This window comes from Glutamicibacter sp. TV12E, assembly GCF_052441935.1.
In the GTDB taxonomy this organism is placed as follows: domain Bacteria; phylum Actinomycetota; class Actinomycetes; order Actinomycetales; family Micrococcaceae; genus Glutamicibacter.
This window is the reverse complement of the sequence record NZ_JBQVVF010000001.1, coordinates 3,501,573-3,520,245: the sequence shown is the minus strand read 5'-3', so window position 1 is coordinate 3,520,245 and position 18,673 is coordinate 3,501,573. Positions and strand designations below refer to the sequence as shown.

Sequence of the window (18,673 nt, the reverse complement as noted above, 5' to 3'; positions counted from 1 at the left end):
ACCAAAACGAAGGATGCATAGGGTTACGCTTGAATCGACGGCAGGCTTTTTGAAGCTGCTGTCTTGCAAGCATCAGCCCAATGAAATCGCAAAGGTGCCACACCCGTGTCTGACATTAAGCCCATCGTACTTTTGGCCGAGCAACTTTCCCCTGCAACCGTTGCTGCCCTCGGTCCCGACTTTGAAATTCGTCAGACTGACGGTGCGGACCGCTCTCAGCTTCTCGAAGCCATTGCCGATGTAGATGCAATCCTGGTTCGCTCTGCAACTCAGGTGGATGCAGAAGCCATTAATGCAGCGAAGAACCTGAAGGTCATCGCCCGCGCAGGTGTTGGATTGGACAACGTCGACATCAAGGCTGCCACCCAGGCAGGTGTCATGGTGGTGAACGCTCCAACCTCGAACATCATCTCGGCTGCCGAGCTGACGGTCGGGCATATTGTTTCACTGGCCCGCCGAATTCCAGCAGCCAATGCCTCGCTGAAGAACGGCGAATGGAAGCGCAGCTCCTTCACCGGTGTTGAACTCTTCGAGAAGAAGGCCGGCATTATCGGCCTGGGCCGCATTGGCGCCCTCGTCGCAGCTCGCCTGCAGGGCTTCGGCATGGAAATCGTCGCTTATGACCCATACGTCACCCCAGCACGCGCTGCACAGCTTGGTGTCACCCTGCTGCCGCTTGACGAGCTCTTGGCTGAAGCGGATTTCATCACCATCCATATGCCAAGGACCCCGGAAACCGTGGGCATGCTGGGCAAGGATGCTTTCTCCAAGATGAAGGACACCGCTTACGTGGTCAACGTTGCCCGCGGTGGACTGGTTGATGAAGCGGCACTTTACGAAGCATTGAAGAACAAGGAAATTGCTGGCGCTGGAATTGACGTATTCGTCAAGGAACCAAGCACCGATCTTCCATTCTTCGAGTTCGACAACGTCACCGTCACTCCTCACTTGGGTGCATCGACCGATGAAGCCCAGGAAAAGGCCGGAGTATCCGTCGCCAAGTCGGTTCGCCTGGCGCTGTCCGGCGAATTGGTGCCAGACGCAGTCAACGTTGCCGGTGGCATCATCGATGAAAATGTACGCCCGGGCATCCCGCTGATTGAAAAGCTGGGTCGCATCTTCAACGCATTGGCCGTTGGATCCCTGACCAGCATTGACGTCGAGGTTGCTGGCGAAATCGCCGAACTTGATGTCAAGGCCCTGGAGCTCTCGGCACTCAAGGGTGTCTTCATGGATGTCGTTTCGGAGCAGGTCTCCTACGTGAACGCTCCGGTGCTCGCAGAACAGCGTGGAGTCGCTACCCGCCTAATCACCACCCCGGATTCGCCTGAGTACCGCAACCAGTTGACCATCAAGGGCTCCACCAACGAAGGAACCCAGCTGGCCGTGGCCGGCACCCTCACCGGTCCGAAGCAGATAGAGAAGCTTGTGGGAATCAATGGTCACGAGATCGAAATCCCAATCTCGGACCACATGATCGTTGTCCGCTATGCTGATCGTCCAGGTGTTGTCGGCTCGCTGGGCAACGTACTGGGCGAGCAGGGCGTGAACATTGCCGGTATGCAGGTTTCCCGCGACGAGAAGAAGTCCGAAGCACTGGCTGTCATCAGCATCGACTCGGCTTTGCCAGCCGGCGTTCTCGATGTTGTCGGCGCTGCCATTGGCGCGAGCGTAGCTCGCGAGATCAACCTCGAAGACTAGAGCTGATCTATAGGCCAAGTCGTTCATCGGCTTCCTCATCCATCTGGTGATGCGGTGTCCAACATGAGCGATTGATTATCTGGCCCCTCTCAACCCGTCTGCTGACCCGCCAGGTCAAGCGGGCGGGTTGTCTCGTTTAACACTTGAATCAGAGTCCCCAAGTATTGGGCCAAAAAGGTACACAGATGACGAACCAAAGAGGGTTCGAAGTCTTACTCCCGCACTATCTGCACTCCGTTGCACGTTCGGCCATGGGTCCTGCCGGCTATTGGCCTATTGATAGGAATGCCAGCGCGCGAGCGTTATGGGGCGCTGAGGCGTCAAGCGCCGGGCGAGTTGCCGATGTTCGCTCCGGTGCCCTGCTTGATCCGTCGTGGCAACTTTCATCAATACCTTTGCCAAGGAGAGTACCTTATGGTCTGGGAAGGCACATGGGCGCAAGGCGAGGTGCTTGATCATCGCTTGTCGCATCTGGAGGAAGCAGAGCTGGATCCTCGCCTGATGCCAGGCCCCGGTGATCGCGGTTTCCGGAGTATCGTTCCCGTCGAGGACCGTGATCGGTGGGGAGTCATGCGGTGGATCCTGCGGATCCATGAGGCGGACGTTCCGCGGTTGCAGAATTGCTGCTAGATGTTGTGCCGTCATTAAAGACTGTGTGGGCGCCGTAGCTTTTGAAGTAGGTGCCACCGGGCACGGGGACGATGTTGGTCGCCGGCTTGCTTAAGGCGTGGTTGTACTTGCCAGCACCAGAAGAGGACGGGGCGGAAGGTACGCCGGAGAATAAGTAGTCCGGGGATGCTGTGTCTTCCGGTGGATCAATGACAGAAGCGGGGAACCCGGTTTTTGCGGTGACGCCGGGGCGGGAATGTCCGCTGGAATCTCCGCAGTTATTTCCGTGCCATTGGGCTCGCCCAGCACGGTTTCCCGTATATCACTGCGGGGTTGGTGTGCCATTATTGCCACAGTACAGGCTGTCATGGGCAGTAACTGTGGCGTTGCAGCCAGCGACTACGTGTATTGAGCAGGAAATATCCACCCCTTCGACGCCTAGCTCGAACCCTGCTGGCATGCAGAGCCGTAGATGGCCGCTAGTGCGAAGGGTGCTGGTGAGGATCTGGATTGAGTAGCGGCACTGCACATTAAAAGCGGTGCCCCGGTCGGCTGCTGCGCATGCGCGCCTGTCTGTGGATGGGGGAGATGATTGCAAGTGAGCTTTCATTCTCGCTTGAGCCCGCTCGAAACTGCGCCGGTCATTTACGTGCTATCCGCTGGAATTACTGGAGGTGCGCATTCGGCTAATCCCAAGCTTGCGATGGTAGGGTCCGCATCCATCTGAGAATTCACAGGCAAATTTTATGAAACGTTCAAGTGAACGCAAGGTTAATATTTGGTTGATTCTACGTTATTACTAATCGCAGGTCGTTCATGAAGTCGCTGGGATCTACTAATTGGGATAATCTTGGTTTGCTATGAGGGATGAATCGAGAGACCAGGCGATGACCGAAAAGACGAGTTTCGCCCCGTCTGACACTGCTATCGTGATCGTTACGTACAACCGATCGCATCTACTCGACCGCCTTCTGACAAGCATTCAGACAATGGATCCTTCTCCCGGCCACCTCGTCATTATCGACAATGCATCTGCCGACGATACGCACGAGATCGTGCAGAAGCATGCAGATAATCTTGATGCCGAAGTCGTCTACGAGAAGCTTCCGACGAATACCGGCGGCGCTGGCGGATTCCACGCCGGTGTGAAGAAAGCCTATGAACTAGGCGCCTCATGGATCTGGATGATGGATGACGATGTCGAAGTCATTTCAGATGGACTTGGAAAAATGGGAAAATGGGCAGAACGTTTCCAGGTCATCCAAGGTCGACGCTACGACTATGACGGCAGCGAGTTCTATTGGCAGTACCGAATCTCTGATCGGCTGGCCATCCCGATTCCTTTTGCACCAAGCGACTTTGACGCCACCGGGTATCGAGAGATGAATTCCGGGTGCTTCGAGGGGATGTTCATCCACCGTGATGTGGTCCGTCGTATTGGACTACCTGACCCGCGGTTTTTCATCTACTGGGATGACCAGCTTTATGGCTGGTTGGCATCGCGGATCACCACCGCCGTTATCGTCAATGAATTCGTGCTGCGGAGAACGCGCGACATCAGGCAGCTTGATCTGGGCATTCGCCATTTCAATGCTTCAAGCGATCCGTATCGCTATTACATCATGCGAAATCGAGCAATACTCAAGAAATACTATCGTTTCCACGGGATGTGGTATCCGGGTGCCTTTGCGCTCGGCACGGCGCTCACGTTCGCCAAAGAAATACTGCGCCTGATCTTGGTTGAAAAAACTATCCGTGGGACGTCGAACCTATTTAGAGGCCTTCTCGACGGTCAGCGAATTGCTAACGATAATTCGTGGAAACCGATGGCTCCGCTCAAGACGAAGCCACCTAGGCACTAGCTCAAGGGCAATTACTCGCCTTGTATCGGTCTCAATTGCCTGACCTGATATACAGTGATTCGATGCATTCTTAAGCGTTGGAATGCCGACGCTGATTTGCACGGACAGTCTTTCGTTTTCTTGTGGACGAAAATGTATTTATGGCTTCAGAGGCCACGCGATTTTAGTCCGCTTAAGAAGCATTTCCAATAGCGCGGCCTACGGCCTGCAATGCTTGATCTGTGCGTATCCCTTGTCGCGGGAATCCAGGACTCAACCCGTTGGATCCCGAGGTCAAGGCGCCGGGAGGCGTCTTTTAAGTTCCGAGCGCGAGTGCCGGAGAACGTCTTTAAACAGCAAATGTGGGTGTGGCCGCAGCTGGCATGCAATAAATTGCTAGCTGCGGGCACACCCACATTCAGTGGTGCTTTACTGCGAAACCTTCAAGGTCTCTGCAATCTTCGAAATCTGGTTGTCCCACATCGAAAGGGCAGAGCCGATGGCCATATGCATGTCCAGGTACTGATAGGTGCCCAGCCGACCGCCGAAGAAGACGTTCTCTTCCTTCTTTGCCAGTTCGCGGTACGCGAGAAGCCCAGTCCTATCTTCTGGCGTGTTCACCGGGTAGTAAGGCTCGTCGTCGTGGCTTGCAAAACGAGAGAACTCCCGCATGATGACGGTCTTGTCATCCGGGTAGCTGTCCTTGCGTTCCGGGTGGAAGTGCTTGAACTCGTGAATACGGGTGAATTCGACATCGGCGTCCGGGTAATTCATCACCGGAGTTCCCTGATAGTCACCGATATCTAATACTTCTTCTTCAAAGTCCAACGTCCTCCAGGACAATGAGCCTTCGCTGTAATCGAAATAGCGATCAATTGGACCGGTGTAAACAATCGGAACCTGTCCCACCATGTCGTTCTTGTTGAATGGCTGGCTCGAATCAAAGAAATCGGTATTCAGCTGAACAGTAATGTTCGGGTGATCCGCCATTCTTTCAATCCAGGCTGTGTAGCCGTCGACTGGCAGGCCTTCGTACTTGTCGTTGAAGTAGCGGTTGTCATAGTTGTAGCGAACTGGAAGTCGGCTGACAATATCCCCTGAAAGCTTCTCAGGGGATGTTTGCCATTGCTTGGCCGTGTAGTGTGCAAAGAAGGCCTCGAACAATGGTCGGCCTACGAGGGCGATTCCCTTTTCGTAAAAGTTTTTAGCATTTTCTACACTAAATTCTCCAGCTTGCTCCTTTACTAAAGCCCGTGCTTCGTCAGGGGTGTATGCGGCGTTGAAGAACTGATTGATCGTGTGCAGATTAACAGGAAGCGCGAAGGTTTGTTTGTTATGCGTCGAGTAAACACGGTGAACGTAGTTGGTGAAGCTAGTGAAGCGATTCACATACTCCCATACTCGTTCATTGGACGTGTGGAAGAGGTGGGCTCCATATCGGTGCACCTCAATGCCGGTTTTTGGCTCTGGTTCGCTGTAGGCGTTTCCGCCAATATGTGAGCGCCGGTCGATGACAGTGACCTTGAGGCCTGCGTCTGCTGCACGCTCTGCGATGGTTAGCCCGAAGAAACCGGACCCGACAACTAATAGATCTGTATCCATGTAAAGCAGTCTAACCACACCTCTGCAACGGGCCATAAAAGCCAGGTTAACGAGAGGTGTACTTAACGTAAACAAATTGTCATACAGATATTGTCTAAAGGATTGAAAATAGTTTTGTTGATAACGTGGTTCCCCGAGACCAAAATTTCACCTGCAATCGGCTCGTCAAAATGGGCCGGTCGGCAGGCGAGCCCGCGGAGCCGCAAGGCGGTTACGCACTAGTTCATGCATGATGCGTAAGACAAGGAATGAGGAAATTCCCCTTGGTGGATCCGAAGAAAAAGTATGATGTGGCTGTCCTCGGATGGTGGTACGGCAAAAATTACGGATCGATTCTGACTTATTACGGTTTGAACCGTGCCATCGAAAACCTAGGCCGCTCGGTACTCATGGTTCATGAGCCTGTGGGCTACAACGGGTACCGAGTTCAATGGCCTGACGCTATCCTCTCCATGGATTTTGCGCGCCGAACCGGATACGAGTACACCAAGCAGTTGCATTACTCGGAGCTCAACACGCTCAACGAACTGGCTGACACGTTTGTTGTTGGAAGCGATCAGTTGTGGAACCCGCTCATCGGACGAGTGAACGATGATCTTTTCCTTGACTTCGTTGCGCCTGATCGCAATCGCGTTGCGTACGGCACCTCTTTTGGAAACCGCGGAACCGAGAAATTCAAGCCGAGCTTCATCGCCAAGCACTCGCAGAACCTCCAGAAGTTCAAAGCCATCTCCGTCCGCGAAAACTACGCGGTAGACACGGCTCGCGACATCTTTGGCACCAAGGCGGACCTTGTAGTTGATCCAGTATTCCTGCTGGACCAGGACCACTACAAGGAACTGGCAGCTAAGGCATCAATCTCTCCCGAGGGCGAATATTTGGCAGTCTTCTTCCTCGACCCGACACCGGACAAGAAGTCCACGGCGATGGCCATCGCCGACAAGGTCGGACTGGATAAGATCCTGGTGATCTGCAATCCGGATGAAGGCCGCAAGGCAGCGCAGGAAATCTGGGCCGACGAACCCCGCGCAGAACTCATTGCCAGCGATGCACCGGAGAATTTCCTGCGCGGCTACCAGGACGCCAGCTACGTCGTGACCGATAGCTTCCACGGAACTGCATTCTCCGTGATCTTCGAGAAGCCGTTCTCGTCTATCTACAACAACAAGCGTGGCGCAGACCGTTTCAAGAACTTGCTTTCATCTCTGGGGTTCGGCGACACCCGTCGGGTCTACGAGAGCGACACGGTTGAGACCATCAACGAGAACAAGAACGTCACCCGTTCAATCAACTTCGCCAAAGCGCGCAAGTACATCAAGAACGGACGAAAGTACTCGCTGAAATGGCTTGAATCGGCGCTTGACCCCTCAGTGAAGTCATCTGCAGCTATTGACAACGGCAAGGCAGTCGCCGCCGCGGAGAGTATCCCCTCGCAAAGCCACACGCTGGATCTGGACTTCTCGGCCAATAGCGACATCTGGTCGATTGCCAAGGGAAACGGGGGCGTGTCGCTGAGCGTCGGCAAGGACAAGGACTTGCGCGGGAAGCACGTGTGGACGGACCTGCCGGAACCACTGACTCCGGGCACGAGAAAACGACTCAAGATCCAGTGGGCACCGACTACCAAGACCAAGACCATCAACGTCCACCTGAGGAATCCTGAGTCCGGGGCCTTCAAGGTCATCGGCAAGGCAAGTGTCGCTGAGAGCTCGGGCAACCTTCGCACCGATGAATTCGAATTCTCCGTCGCAGAAGCCGGCCTCAGCCAAGTCATGCTTGGTGCGCTGCACTTCACCGGCCCGAAGGCCGGCGCCCAGGTCCACGAGATCTCCATTACTGAAGTGAAGCCGAAGGCACCTGCAGCCCCTGCTCCGGTTGTGAAGTCTGATGACGAAATCGTAGAGGGCTTCTCGAAGCAGGCACGCCGACTGGCGCTGCACGACTTTGAATCGCAAGTCCGTTCCTTTAGCCGCGGCCGCTCGGCAGATTCGGTGACCGGAATCCGCGCCCGGATGTTCTTCCATGCGCACGCCATTGAAAAGGGCCTGACCCACAGCAACTTCCGCCCAGGGTTCGGCCGCATCGCAATTCCAGGCCTTGCCAAGGAAATGAATGCTTGGCTGACTCGCGGTCTCGGGACCGACGACACCATTGTGCAGAGCTCTGCCTCGGTCATGAAGGCGTACTTCGCCCGCAACGAAGAGACCAATACGGATGTCTCGCACTTCCGCAAGCTGTTCTCGGACGAGGCGCTGGAAGTCATTGCCAATGGCCGTGTAGGGGAGGGCGGCGCGTTCCCTGCGGCGAACCACCGCGAAGACCCCGTGGAAACCCCTAACGACGACCGCGCATTCATGGACGTCATGTACGGGCGCCGAAGCGTTCGCGAATTCACAGACACTCCAGTGGACGATACAGCCATTTCGGCGGCAGTGCAGATTGCCATGCAATCCCCATCGGTGTGCAGCCGCCAGGGTGCCCGCGTGCACCAGTTCGACGATCCGGAGACCATCAAGCAGCTCCTGGACGTCCAGGGTGGATTCTACGGATTCAATGCTCCACCGCGCTTGCTGTTGGTGACGGCAGATCTGGACGCATTCCTTTTTGCTCCAGAACGGAATCAGCCATTCGTTGACGGCGGACTGTTCATGATGTCCCTGCTTCTGGGCCTGACCCAGATGGAGCTTGGATCGTGCCTGCTGAACACCGCTATGGGTGTCGAAAAGGAACAGAAGATCCGCAACATCGTCGATATTCCAGAGAATGAAGTCTTCATCGCGTTCGTAGCCGTCGGCAATTTCGACAAGAACGTCCTGGTTCCTCGCTCAAAGCGAGTCGAATCAGACAGCATTCTCAAGCGACACGCATAGAACTTAGATAAACCGGTAAGGAACGCAACAAGAGTATGACGACGCCAACAGCAATTGCGCAGGAACAGATTGAAGGACCAGACATGACCGAGTCAAGCACCGCTTATCCCGTGCAGCCAGGTATCTGGTTGCAAGCAGGGATTTCCACGGAACAAGAAGCGCACTTTCATGTCTATGGTCCCGTCGGCATTTCATTGAGCAGAGGCGTGGCAGAGTTCGCACCGGGCGGACTGCTCTCCACGAGCACCTACTACAACGTATTCAACTACGGTAAGTGGAAAAGAATCTGCGGCGATCTCCCATTGGAGCTCCAGCTCAAGGGCACCGGGCGCTACCAGCTGAATGTCTTCCAGGCAGACCGTCACAAATCATGGCACAAGATTGTCAGCGAAGTTATCACCATGGATGGCCTATACAGCCATCCAGTAGTCGTTGATGAATCGACTTCCGATGAATCCTTGCTGTTCTTCGACCTGATGGCCTTGCAGGACGGCGAACTGGAAGATTTCGCGTGGGCTACCACGGCAAAGCCAGTGCGGACTCCAGAGTTGATGCTCTCGGTCACCACTTTCCGCCGCGAAGCCGAAGTTGAGAGCACAGTCTCACGATTCCGTGAATTCCGTGCCGGTTCGGAGCTCAAAGAGCACATCAGCATGACCGTGGTTGATAACGGGAATTCCCTGAAGGTAGAAGACGGTGACGGCGTTGAGATCATCGCCAACGAAAACCTCGGCGGAGCCGGCGGCTTCACCCGTGGTTTGCTGCGAGCCCGGGAAATCGGGGCAACCCACTGCCTGTTCATGGATGATGATGCGTCTATCCAGATGGAAGCGCTGTCACGCACTTGGTGGCTGCTGGCCTTTGCGAAGGATCCGCGCACCGCGGTTGCAGGATCGATGATCAACGCTTCGCATCGGTGGCAGATTTGGGAGAATGGCGCAGAATTCGAGCTTGGTTGCAAGCCTCGGTACCACGGCCTGGACCTCCGCAACCGCGATGCAGTGTTCAACATGGAATACGAGACAACTGCTCCCGCACCAGAAGATCTCTACGCCGGCTGGTGGTTCTTCGCATTCCCTGTTGACCAGGTTCAGCACCTGCCGTTCCCGTTCTTCGTGCGAGGCGATGACGTGAGTTTCTCGCTGGTCAATGACTTCGACATCGTTTCACTGCCAGGCGTTGCTTCGGTTCAGGAAAACTTCACCGACAAGGCTTCGCCGATGACGTGGTACTTGGACTTCCGCAGCCACCTGGTGCATCACCTGTCGCTTCCCGAGAAGCGGCGCTCCTGGGTTGAACTGCAGCAAATGGTGGCCAGCTTCTACATTCGCAATGTCATGCGTTTCCACTACGACACGCTTGCTGCCATCAACCTGGCATTCGAAGACGTGCTTCGAGGACCGAAGTTCTTCGACAAGCACGCAGACATGTCGAGGCGGCGTGCCGATCTGAAGGCGCTGACTAAAGATGAAGCATGGAAGCCGGTCCAGGAACGTCCGGACGAATTGCATGGGGAGAAGCCCCGCTATTCACGTGCGCTCATGCTGGCAACCTTGAACGGGCACTTGCTTCCCCTGGGCAAGGAAGCCAATTCAAACTTGACGCTCTCCTCGCCATTCCGTGATGACTACCGCAAAGTGTATGGAGCTAAGGAAATCACCTACCTCAACGGTGACCAGTCCTCGGCCTACGTTGTCCGTCGCAACCAGAAGAAGTTCTGGCGCGAATCGCTGCGGTTGGTACGAAACACCATGCGCTTGCGTTCGGCTTACGAGGAGAACATCCGGCTATGGCGCGACGGCTACGATCAGCTGACTTCGGACTCGTACTGGACCGACAAGCTTAATCTCGACGAGGCATCCAAGCTGTCCAAATAGTAGGGCTGCCAATCAGCCGATCCGGAGGATCTAGAGATTCTATCCGCATCATTCATCAATTCATGCAGATTGAGTCAAAAATTTTCTGGATCGGCTGAAATACAAGTACTCGTGTACTAGAATACCTAGCGCTAATCACCGTTGTGAAGCACAGCGCGTAGACTCTGCTTGGCTTGCGACCGAACTAATTGGAGATGGTTATCCAGAGTACGTTTTCCAGGGGAACGTCGTTGAGCACTTGTCGACCACTTGTCTTCAACGGAATGAATCGTCTAATTTCATCCGATATAAAGTGTTAGCACCAGTACTGTCCAACGGCGACCTGCAGTAATTTTCGCCATAGATCGCGCACTTCTAACCCATCAATAATGTGATGATCGAATGCAGTTGGAACGAATTTTGGAGATATCATCCCAGATTCAGAGTTCATCAGATAAGAATTGATATCGAAGTATGCATAACTAAGTTCATCACAAGTATTTAGAAGTTTTGAATTGAACTTAAGCGCAAGTTCGGTGCGAAGAGTGCCTGACGCATACGAATTCTTGGGGTCTTGGACGACAGACTGCCGTTTTGACAAGTCGTCGGTACTATCGGTGAATCGTTCTTTTACGATTCCCGTGATGTATTTAATGGCCTTGTATCGGTCATAGCAAAGAGTAGGCAGATTTATGCCCTTAATTATGATCCGCGAGTTTGGCATGTCGAGAGTTTCGACTTAGCTGAAATACGCTCTAACAAGTTGGTCAACCAACTCGAACAAAGACTGTGTACTGCCTTGTAAATATTGATGAAACGGGAGTCCAAGTTCGATATAAACTTGCCCTAAATTTTGAACTAGGAATTCGGGCATGGCGCAATCTAGCCATTTCGGAATGTCAGAACTGACGTTTAGCGTAGACGTAAGTTTGCCAACGCCTGATACGGTCGCTCATGGATCACCTTGTTATAGCAAGTTATTCCGCGTAGCGATTTGTTAATAGTTCGCAGCTGATTGGTGGATTCCAAAATATTCGGTATGAGAGTTACCGGCGATTAGGAATTTTATTCGATACCTGTTCAATCTAAACGAGCGGGACATTGCAATAAACGGAGCCGCTCGAGCTTACAGCATGACGGGCCGTGTAGTCCTTCTAGTTGGAATCCAAACAAGTCAAAGTTCCGTTTCGGAGGAGATGGCCTCTTTGGAATCGATGAGTTGTGAAGTTGAACGGATGGACCTCGATGTTCAGGGCGCGAACTACATGTCGGGGAGCTGGCCAGATGATACATGCGTTTTGTGCTCAATGGGTATCTGAGCTAGATCTTTAGAGCGCGATTGAATCATGGAGCATCTTGAGACAGCACATGCGTTAAATCGAAAGTGAGACGATAACCGGTCGCTAAGTCAAACTATATGGCACGCGGAGGTTTCAACGCATGCTGTATCATACAATAGGCCGATATAAGTTCTACGATTAGAGTTGATTCATAATGGAATTAAATATTTCTAAGTTAGCTGATCTGTTAAACGCAAACATCTATCTCTCGCAAAGTTGCGATAAGATTTTCGTTTACAGAAACGATAAATGCGTAATTGAGTTCCCAGTTTTAATGGGTCAAGTTGCACTTGATATTGAATTGGTTGAAAACTCATTCGTTGCTAGTCTAGTCGGTCGAACCATCGCGACGCGTAGACTCATCCGTAATGCGTTCTTGACAAAGTATCAGCTTCGTCAAGAAGACGGTGAAAGGTTGCTCATACCAGGCTCGCTTAGCGACGGAAAAATTGAAACTCTAATTGAAAACGTTATAGATATTATTGAAGAAATTCAAAAAGAGACCACAGAGTATCTCTCATTTAGACGAGAAGATGTTCGGGGCGGCGCACCTGCTTTACCGATTTACTGGTGGGACGGACTGGCCAACTTTGGAGACTCAGTAGGCCCACTGCTGGTTTCTGAGATTCTTGGCGTGAAGCCATTGAATGCTCGTCAACGACTCCGCGCTGGAAATACGCTATTCTCGGTTGGATCAATTACGACCTCCATAGATCGGGATAACGTAACGGTATGGGGGAGCGGATTGCTTGCCCCGTTGTCCGACAGGCAAATTATGAATCTTAGGCGTCGCAAAGATATAGACGTTTTAGCAGTGCGTGGTCGATACACACAATTGGAGTTGGAGGCGAAACTTGGATGGACTGTCCCTTCTGTATTCGGCGATCCTGCGCTCCTCTTGCCGAAGTATTTCCCGGTCCCACGGAGAGATCCATCGGATTCGAAGTCGATTTCGGTAGTTCTTCATTGGGAGCACGCCAAATACTTAGACACGGCGGAGGAAAACATCAATTTCATCAATGTAGGCGATGATGCGCGTCTCGTGGTGGAGCAGATCGCTTCGTCTTCCGTGTGTATCTCTTCTTCATTGCATGGAATAATCGTGGCTCAGGCTTATGGAATCCCTTGGATCTGGCTTCAAGTCTCCGACCACAAATTGCACTCCAGCAACTTCAAGTTTGACGATTTCTTTACCACTTTGGAACGGCGACAGGTTTGCAAAAAGTCTGTGGTTCAAAAGGATCTGAACGATGTCTCTTGGCACAAATTGGCGGAGTCTGCCACGTTACCGGATCTCATAGTTGACTTGGATCCATTAGAGGCGGCTCTTCTTGCCGCCGGACTGACCGAGGCTAAATAAGATCTCTTGCATGCCGGTAAAACGGAAGCGCGCCGAATCGGATATCGGTGAAGTGAGCGTGAGATATGAAACGTGGATGGAAATACGCGATCAATTTTGTAAGGATCGTTGCTCTAGTAAGTCCACGCATGATTACGTTAGATTGTTCAAGTTTCGGATCAGTTCAGTCTGACCAATCCGGTTCATCAATCCATATTCCGCTTGGCAGAGGCACAGCATTTGGGGCAACGAATAGAAATCGGGCCTGAGTCCGCCCAATAGGTTGGACTCAGGCCCGAAAGTGTTTAACGATGAGACTGAATACTAATTCGACTCCCGAGCCAGACGAACTCGAAGTGTACATCAAACGTCACCGTAACGACTATTTCTTTGAATCGGGTTTTATCAACGGCACATTCTCTGGAAACTCTCCACCGGTAAACGCGGCCGCGTAGCTTGAAGCAAGATGACCAACATCAATGGTGTGTTTGTTTCCGCCATCTGGGGAACTCAAAAAGGCAGACAATGTCGTGCCTGTCGGGCCAAGTGCTGTCAGATATATATCGGCCTTCGGAGTATCCAGTACACGTTGCTTCAGTTCCGAAAATTCTGAGAAGGCGTTTCGGGGTAGCGACTCGACCAACTTGATGTCTGCCACATTATCGAACAGTTCAGGAAGCAAAGCAAAACGCGAGTTCTTGCCGGCGACGACGCAAACGTTCTTACCGTCCCAAAGCGAACGCCAAGCGTCTACCGCATCTTGTCCATGCTTCTGAAAAAATAGAGGTCTGGTTATATGCGTGTTGGCCCACGTGGACTTTGACTGTGTCAAAATTGGTTGCAAAGCGTGCCACACTTCAGCCCAAATGCCCATCCACAATCGGCTTACGAAAATGGTCGGGAAGGCTAGCAGGGTGTGATCGTAAACGGCATCGTAGGAAAGAAGTATCCGTTTGAGTTCGAACGCTAGTTCCGGATTTGGTTTCTGGAACGAAAGCTCAAATTCCGGCTGCAGCATTAGGCGAATCTCGCCGTCACCCCAACGAGCTACTGATTTCCCCTTATGAAGTTCCTCCATGGTCTCCATCATGGAAAACTGTCTATTCTGAATAGTCTCATCGACATCGGACAGGACCTCTCGAAGGCTTGCTTTGCCTAGAACTTCAAGCATCCGCCCCTGTTCGGCGAGTTGCTTACCTTGGTTCTCTAAGATCTTGTTTTGATTCTTCACGAGGGTCAGCAAGCTAGTTACGAGTTGCTCAATTTCCAAAATATTCTCCAGTCCAGGTTATTAACACTAGGCGCCATCTTACATGTGGCGTCGTTTCATCGAGGCAGTGGAGCACATCCGAAAGCATCATTGCCTAGTCGTTGAAGAAGCTTACCGGCTGCTTGAGAATCATTTTTCCGGCCAGTTTATTGACCTACGTGGCAAACCAGGTGATCTACGAGTTGGGAATTCGTCTTCCGCGGGCGACTTTAACCCGGCCAACGACTGCCCGCTGCCATCGGTCAAAGCGGATGCTACCTACTACACGGATGAAGCGGCGACGACGATCGCCGAGAACCTCATAGTGCATTGTCTCAAAGGCAGCGGATACGTAGCGGCCTGGCATCTAAACCATGGCACGCTGACTTGAACGAGCATGCGTAAGTGCCATGCGCGTAAGATTATTCAAGAAATCCGCATGGTAGTCGAGTTCGTAGTGCACCCCGTAAACACCCCAGGGGTGCCCCACGAAACTCATTGTGTCGTCATTCCGAACGCAAATGACTTCATCAGCATAGTTTTCTGAAAAGTAGGTGTTGAGCTTCCGCCACCACACATTCATAGCTCGTAGCGCAGAGGCATTACCCATTTCTTTAACTTGTCCGTTTTTCTCGCGGTACTTCGTAACGAACTCAACGTCGTGAAGAACCAACTTGGTGTATGGCGATACTCTGCGAATATAATTCACCGCTTCAGCTACTGCTTCAGCCCACATATCAAAGTATTGTTCCGACTGTGGGAGGAATTCACGAAGAAGGTTTTCTTTGTAGAAATCAGTTTTAGTGAGTTTCCACTGATTGCGGGTGACGAAAGTTGCATCCTTTAGTTGAGCTGCACCGAATCGTATATCTCCGAAGAAATCGAAAATAACGTATTCCGGCTTTTTGGTGGCGATGTAAGTATTTACTTCACGGGTCATCTCCGACCTGATGTCCGTTACGATACTGTCCTTGAGCTGGACTAGATCAGCTTCAGGAACAGTAAATGGGTCAGAAACGAAAGAGATCAGCGACCCCTGGATCAGGCTCGAACCGCATTTAAAGAACATCTTATAGTTCGGACAGAACCGCCGATTGAATACGTCCCTAGTTACGCAGCTGCCAATAACTGCCACATTGATTGGTAGTGCCGCATCGTCTGAGATTTGAGTCATTCGACCATTGTAACTTTCAACACTTGTTGAAAAATTATTGTTACCGGGGGGGCGGTCCACTTCAACCATGAAAACTTGGGATGTTATGAGGGACTGGTCTCGCTCAACTCTGATAGGCGGGGCCTCGACGGTTCAAATGACGACAGCGCCCAGATCATATTCACACTGTTCGGACGGGTATCAGCCTAAAAGGAGACGAAGAGCCAGCAGCTGCGTCGTCAGGTTTGACTTTGAATATTGCACACGTGCGGGTGCCGTCTGCGCGACAAAAAGATACGCCAGGCAACAAGAACGCAGGAGATTTGACACGGGGTGTTGACCAAGTTCCTTAAATGGAGGTAAACGCAGGATGTACAACAATGTGACTAACCTTGTTTATACTTGTAGGGTGAACCACCGTCTTCGGTGGTGGGTTTGAGATCGCCAATGGTACTTACGGGGTTGCGTGTCTCGGGCTAGTCGCACAGTAATGGACCTGTAAGACATGAGCAGGGGAACAAACAATTGCCGGATATGACAAAAGTGAAGCGAATTTCGCGTCGAATTAAGAACTTAGCCAAACGTGAAGCTCAGTCCTATTGGCGAAATCTTCCGATTATGGAAAAATCGGTACTGTTTGAGTCTTATTCTGGCAACGGCATGCTTTGCCATCCTGAGGCAATTTTTCGTTACATGCTAGAACGACCAGAATACAGCGACTTCAAATTTACATGGGTTCTAAACGACATTCATCGCTATGAGTCTATTACGAGGGACTTCGAATCCTACTCAAATGTTTCGTTTGTCAAGTATGGTTCCATTGAGTATCATCGTAAACTTTCAATATCAAAGTATCTAGTTAACAACGTTAGCTTCCCAGCACCTTTTGTCAAACGAGATGGGCAGGTATATCTCAATACTTGGCACGGTGTTCCTTTGAAAAAAATGGGATTTGACATTGCGGGAAGACCTGAAGATGCAAAAAATATAGTCCGTAATTTCCTCGCTGCCGACTATCTTTTATCGTCTTCTCCCGCGATGACAGATACGATGTATTCGAAGGCGTTCAAGCTCCAAGGCATTTATGAAGGGCAAATACTAGAAGAAGGAAATCCACGAACAGACCGTCAGCAGGCGAATGCTCAGCCAGAGCTGGAATTTCGAACGTTGATGGACAAGAATGGTGTTCGGGTTGACGACCGGAAAATCATTCTCTATGCACCTACGTGGAAGGGCGAATCGTATTTTAGTCCTCACAACGATGCCGCAAGTCTAAAGGGCCTGATCGCTAACATCGAGGAAGGTATTGATAGCACGAAATACCAGGTCCTTCTCAAGGCCCACCAGGTGGTATCCGCCGCAGTCAGCGAAGACGCGGATCTCAAGGACTACTTAATCCCGAATAGTATTCCTACAAATGTCGCATTAGGTGCTACTTCCCTCTTAGTCACCGACTATTCGAGTATATTCTACGACTTTTTGAGTACTGGTCGTCCAGTAGTTTTCTACATTCCTGATATTGATGATTACCGACGGTATAGGGATCTGTACGTTGATCCAGGGGACTTGCCTGGGCGTGTGACGAATTCTGCGGCCGGCCTGGTGGAGGCAATTAATCTAGACCTAGCAGCAGAGAAGAATGATTCGCGAATTACTGATGCTTATGAACAAAGTCGGCAAAAATACGTACCCTACGATGATGGTCGCAGCACAGAACGCGTGACGAACGCCGTCTTTGGGCGCGGTGAAGCGCGGACGATACGACTATCGGGCAACGATAAGCAGAAGATTCTTTTATACGCTGGTGGTTTGATACCAAATGGCATAACCACGTCGGCTTTGAATTTGTTAGATAACATCGACTATTCGCGGTTCGACGTTACTGTATTGTGTCCATTCAATGCACAGAGTGCCAAGCAGCATATCTATGCTCAAATCAACCCTAACGCTCGAGTTCTGTTCAGGTTCGGAACGTTTACAAGCGGATACTTGGATAATGTATTGCGTCTACGGGTTTTAAAATACGGTAATGATTCACTTATTGCCAAACTTCCAAGTCAAAAGAAACTCTGGGAAACCGAATGGCGGCGCTGTTTCGGGAACGCAAAGTTTGATCACATGATAGATTTCAGTGGCTACACGGCCTTTTGGGGAATGCTTTTCTTGCATGGGCCGGAATCAAAAAAGTCTATTTGGCTACATAATGATTTGGCTGCAGATGCCTTGCGTTCGGTGGAGGGGGATACCCCCCTCAAGGATGGACTCTATTCAACATTTTCAATTTATCGTAAATTTGATAATTTAGTCTCTGTTTCGCAAGGGCTAAATGAGATAAATAGGTTATCCCTAGCCAAATGGGCGCCGCGTTCAAATTTTTCGTGGGCATCAAACACAGTGAACGAAGAGAAGATCCGCCAAATGGCGGTCTTGAATGACAGCTCGGCGTCAACAAGTCATGAACTGGATCGACATCATCGGAGCATGATGATGGGCGATTTAGTTCAGAGACTAATAGATCCTGGACGCCCCGCGCTAAAGGAAATTGCTACACCGGTTGATTTAGGTGTACCCTTCTTCACATTCTTTTCTGCTGGCCGGTTGTCACCAGAAAAGAATCACATCAGGCTCGTTCGCGCTTTTGCCCGGGTGCATAAGCGGTTTCCAGCCACCAGACTTGTTATTGCGGGCGATGGACCGTTGAAGAAACTAATCAGGCAAGAGATTGTTAGTCTCGGGCTTACAGAGTCGGTCAAATTAGTTGGGCACATAAAAAACCCCTACCAGCTCATGTCCCTGTCTGATGCTTTCGTACTGTCTAGTGACTATGAAGGTCAACCGATGGTGTTATTAGAGGCTCTCGTTTTGGGGGTTCCTGTGATAACCACTTCCTTCGGTTCGGTCAAGGGTGCTTTGCCAAAGGACGTAGGCAGAATTGTTGCGCCTACCGTTGATGATCTGGCAGCCGGGATGATGACTCAAATTGAATCCGATGGGGAAGTTGTCGACTTTGACGTCGTTAGTTACAACAAGCGAGCCGTTGCTGAATTTGAGCAGATTCTGCTGCGGTAAATCGGATAATTACAGAGCGTGGAAATTCCACACCATGACGGTAA

11 protein-coding genes are annotated in these 18,673 nt (G+C 51.5%); 7 read left to right on the top strand and 4 right to left on the bottom strand.

Annotation, left to right across the window (positions count from 1 at the left end; translation table 11 throughout):
• The first annotated feature begins 105 nt into the window (after positions 1-105).
• Entirely contained in the window at positions 106-1,701 is a 1,596-nt protein-coding gene (gene serA / locus ACT7DV_RS16700) for a phosphoglycerate dehydrogenase (protein WP_444664274.1), read from the top strand.
• A gap of 273 nt (positions 1,702-1,974) precedes the next feature.
• On the opposite strand, the gene ACT7DV_RS16695 is transcribed toward serA, so the two are convergent.
• A complete protein-coding gene (locus ACT7DV_RS16695) occupies positions 1,975-2,346 on the bottom strand; it encodes a hypothetical protein (protein WP_444664272.1) in 372 nt (123 codons plus the stop codon).
• 851 nt (positions 2,347-3,197) lie between these two features.
• On the opposite strand from ACT7DV_RS16695, the gene ACT7DV_RS16690 reads away from it, so the two are divergent.
• The gene (locus tag ACT7DV_RS16690) at positions 3,198-4,172 is read left to right on the top strand and encodes a glycosyltransferase family 2 protein (protein WP_444664270.1); all 975 of its coding nucleotides are present in this window, start codon (positions 3,198-3,200) and stop codon (positions 4,170-4,172) included.
• Positions 4,173-4,580: 408 nt separating this feature from the next.
• On the opposite strand, the gene glf is transcribed toward ACT7DV_RS16690, so the two are convergent.
• A complete protein-coding gene (glf, locus tag ACT7DV_RS16685) occupies positions 4,581-5,753 on the bottom strand; it encodes a UDP-galactopyranose mutase (protein WP_444664268.1) in 1,173 nt (390 codons plus the stop codon).
• Between the two features lie 266 nt (positions 5,754-6,019).
• Between glf and ACT7DV_RS16680 the strand changes: the two genes are divergently transcribed.
• The 3 genes from ACT7DV_RS16680 (at position 6,020) to ACT7DV_RS16670 (ending at position 13,179) form a co-directional block, all read left to right on the top strand.
• Positions 6,020-8,623 (top strand): polysaccharide pyruvyl transferase family protein, encoded by a 2,604-nt coding sequence (locus ACT7DV_RS16680; protein WP_444664266.1) that lies wholly within the window; start codon positions 6,020-6,022, stop codon positions 8,621-8,623.
• 35 nt (positions 8,624-8,658) lie between these two features.
• On the top strand, positions 8,659-10,500 hold the full coding sequence (locus tag ACT7DV_RS16675) for a hypothetical protein (RefSeq protein WP_444664264.1): 1,842 nt from the start codon (positions 8,659-8,661) through the stop codon (positions 10,498-10,500).
• Positions 10,501-11,973: 1,473 nt separating this feature from the next.
• On the top strand, positions 11,974-13,179 hold the full coding sequence (locus tag ACT7DV_RS16670; RefSeq protein WP_444664262.1) for a polysaccharide pyruvyl transferase family protein: 1,206 nt from the start codon (positions 11,974-11,976) through the stop codon (positions 13,177-13,179).
• Positions 13,180-13,540: 361 nt separating this feature from the next.
• On the opposite strand, the gene ACT7DV_RS16665 is transcribed toward ACT7DV_RS16670, so the two are convergent.
• Entirely contained in the window at positions 13,541-14,428 is an 888-nt protein-coding gene (locus ACT7DV_RS16665; RefSeq protein WP_444664260.1) for a GT-D fold domain-containing glycosyltransferase, read from the bottom strand.
• Between the two features lie 43 nt (positions 14,429-14,471).
• On the opposite strand from ACT7DV_RS16665, the gene ACT7DV_RS16660 reads away from it, so the two are divergent.
• Entirely contained in the window at positions 14,472-14,798 is a 327-nt protein-coding gene (locus tag ACT7DV_RS16660) for a hypothetical protein (RefSeq protein ID WP_444664258.1), read from the top strand.
• On the opposite strand, the gene ACT7DV_RS16655 is transcribed toward ACT7DV_RS16660, so the two are convergent.
• On the bottom strand, positions 14,775-15,581 hold the full coding sequence (locus ACT7DV_RS16655) for a DUF6270 domain-containing protein (RefSeq protein ID WP_444664256.1): 807 nt from the start codon (positions 15,579-15,581) through the stop codon (positions 14,775-14,777). The two genes, ACT7DV_RS16660 and ACT7DV_RS16655, sit on opposite strands and share 24 nt — an antisense overlap.
• 513 nt (positions 15,582-16,094) lie before the next feature.
• Between ACT7DV_RS16655 and ACT7DV_RS16650 the strand changes: the two genes are divergently transcribed.
• Positions 16,095-18,629: a CDP-glycerol glycerophosphotransferase family protein gene (locus ACT7DV_RS16650; RefSeq protein ID WP_444664255.1), complete on the top strand. Its 2,535-nt coding sequence runs from the start codon at positions 16,095-16,097 to the stop codon at positions 18,627-18,629.
• Positions 18,630-18,673: the final 44 nt, after the last annotated feature.

Excerpts from the sequence above, each read along its gene's own strand:
- ACT7DV_RS16695 (WP_444664272.1), bottom strand. The coding sequence starts at position 2,346 with ATGACGGCACAACATCTAGCAGCAATTCTGCAACCGCGGAACGTCCGC.
- ACT7DV_RS16690 (WP_444664270.1), top strand. The coding sequence starts at position 3,198 with ATGACCGAAAAGACGAGTTTCGCCCCGTCTGACACTGCTATCGTGATC.
- glf (WP_444664268.1), bottom strand. The coding sequence starts at position 5,753 with ATGGATACAGATCTATTAGTTGTCGGGTCCGGTTTCTTCGGGCTAACC.
- ACT7DV_RS16675 (WP_444664264.1), top strand. The coding sequence starts at position 8,659 with ATGACGACGCCAACAGCAATTGCGCAGGAACAGATTGAAGGACCAGAC.
- ACT7DV_RS16670 (WP_444664262.1), top strand. The coding sequence starts at position 11,974 with ATGGAATTAAATATTTCTAAGTTAGCTGATCTGTTAAACGCAAACATC.
- ACT7DV_RS16660 (WP_444664258.1), top strand. The coding sequence starts at position 14,472 with ATGTGGCGTCGTTTCATCGAGGCAGTGGAGCACATCCGAAAGCATCAT.
- ACT7DV_RS16655 (WP_444664256.1), bottom strand. The coding sequence starts at position 15,581 with ATGACTCAAATCTCAGACGATGCGGCACTACCAATCAATGTGGCAGTT.
- ACT7DV_RS16650 (WP_444664255.1), top strand. The coding sequence starts at position 16,095 with ATGACAAAAGTGAAGCGAATTTCGCGTCGAATTAAGAACTTAGCCAAA.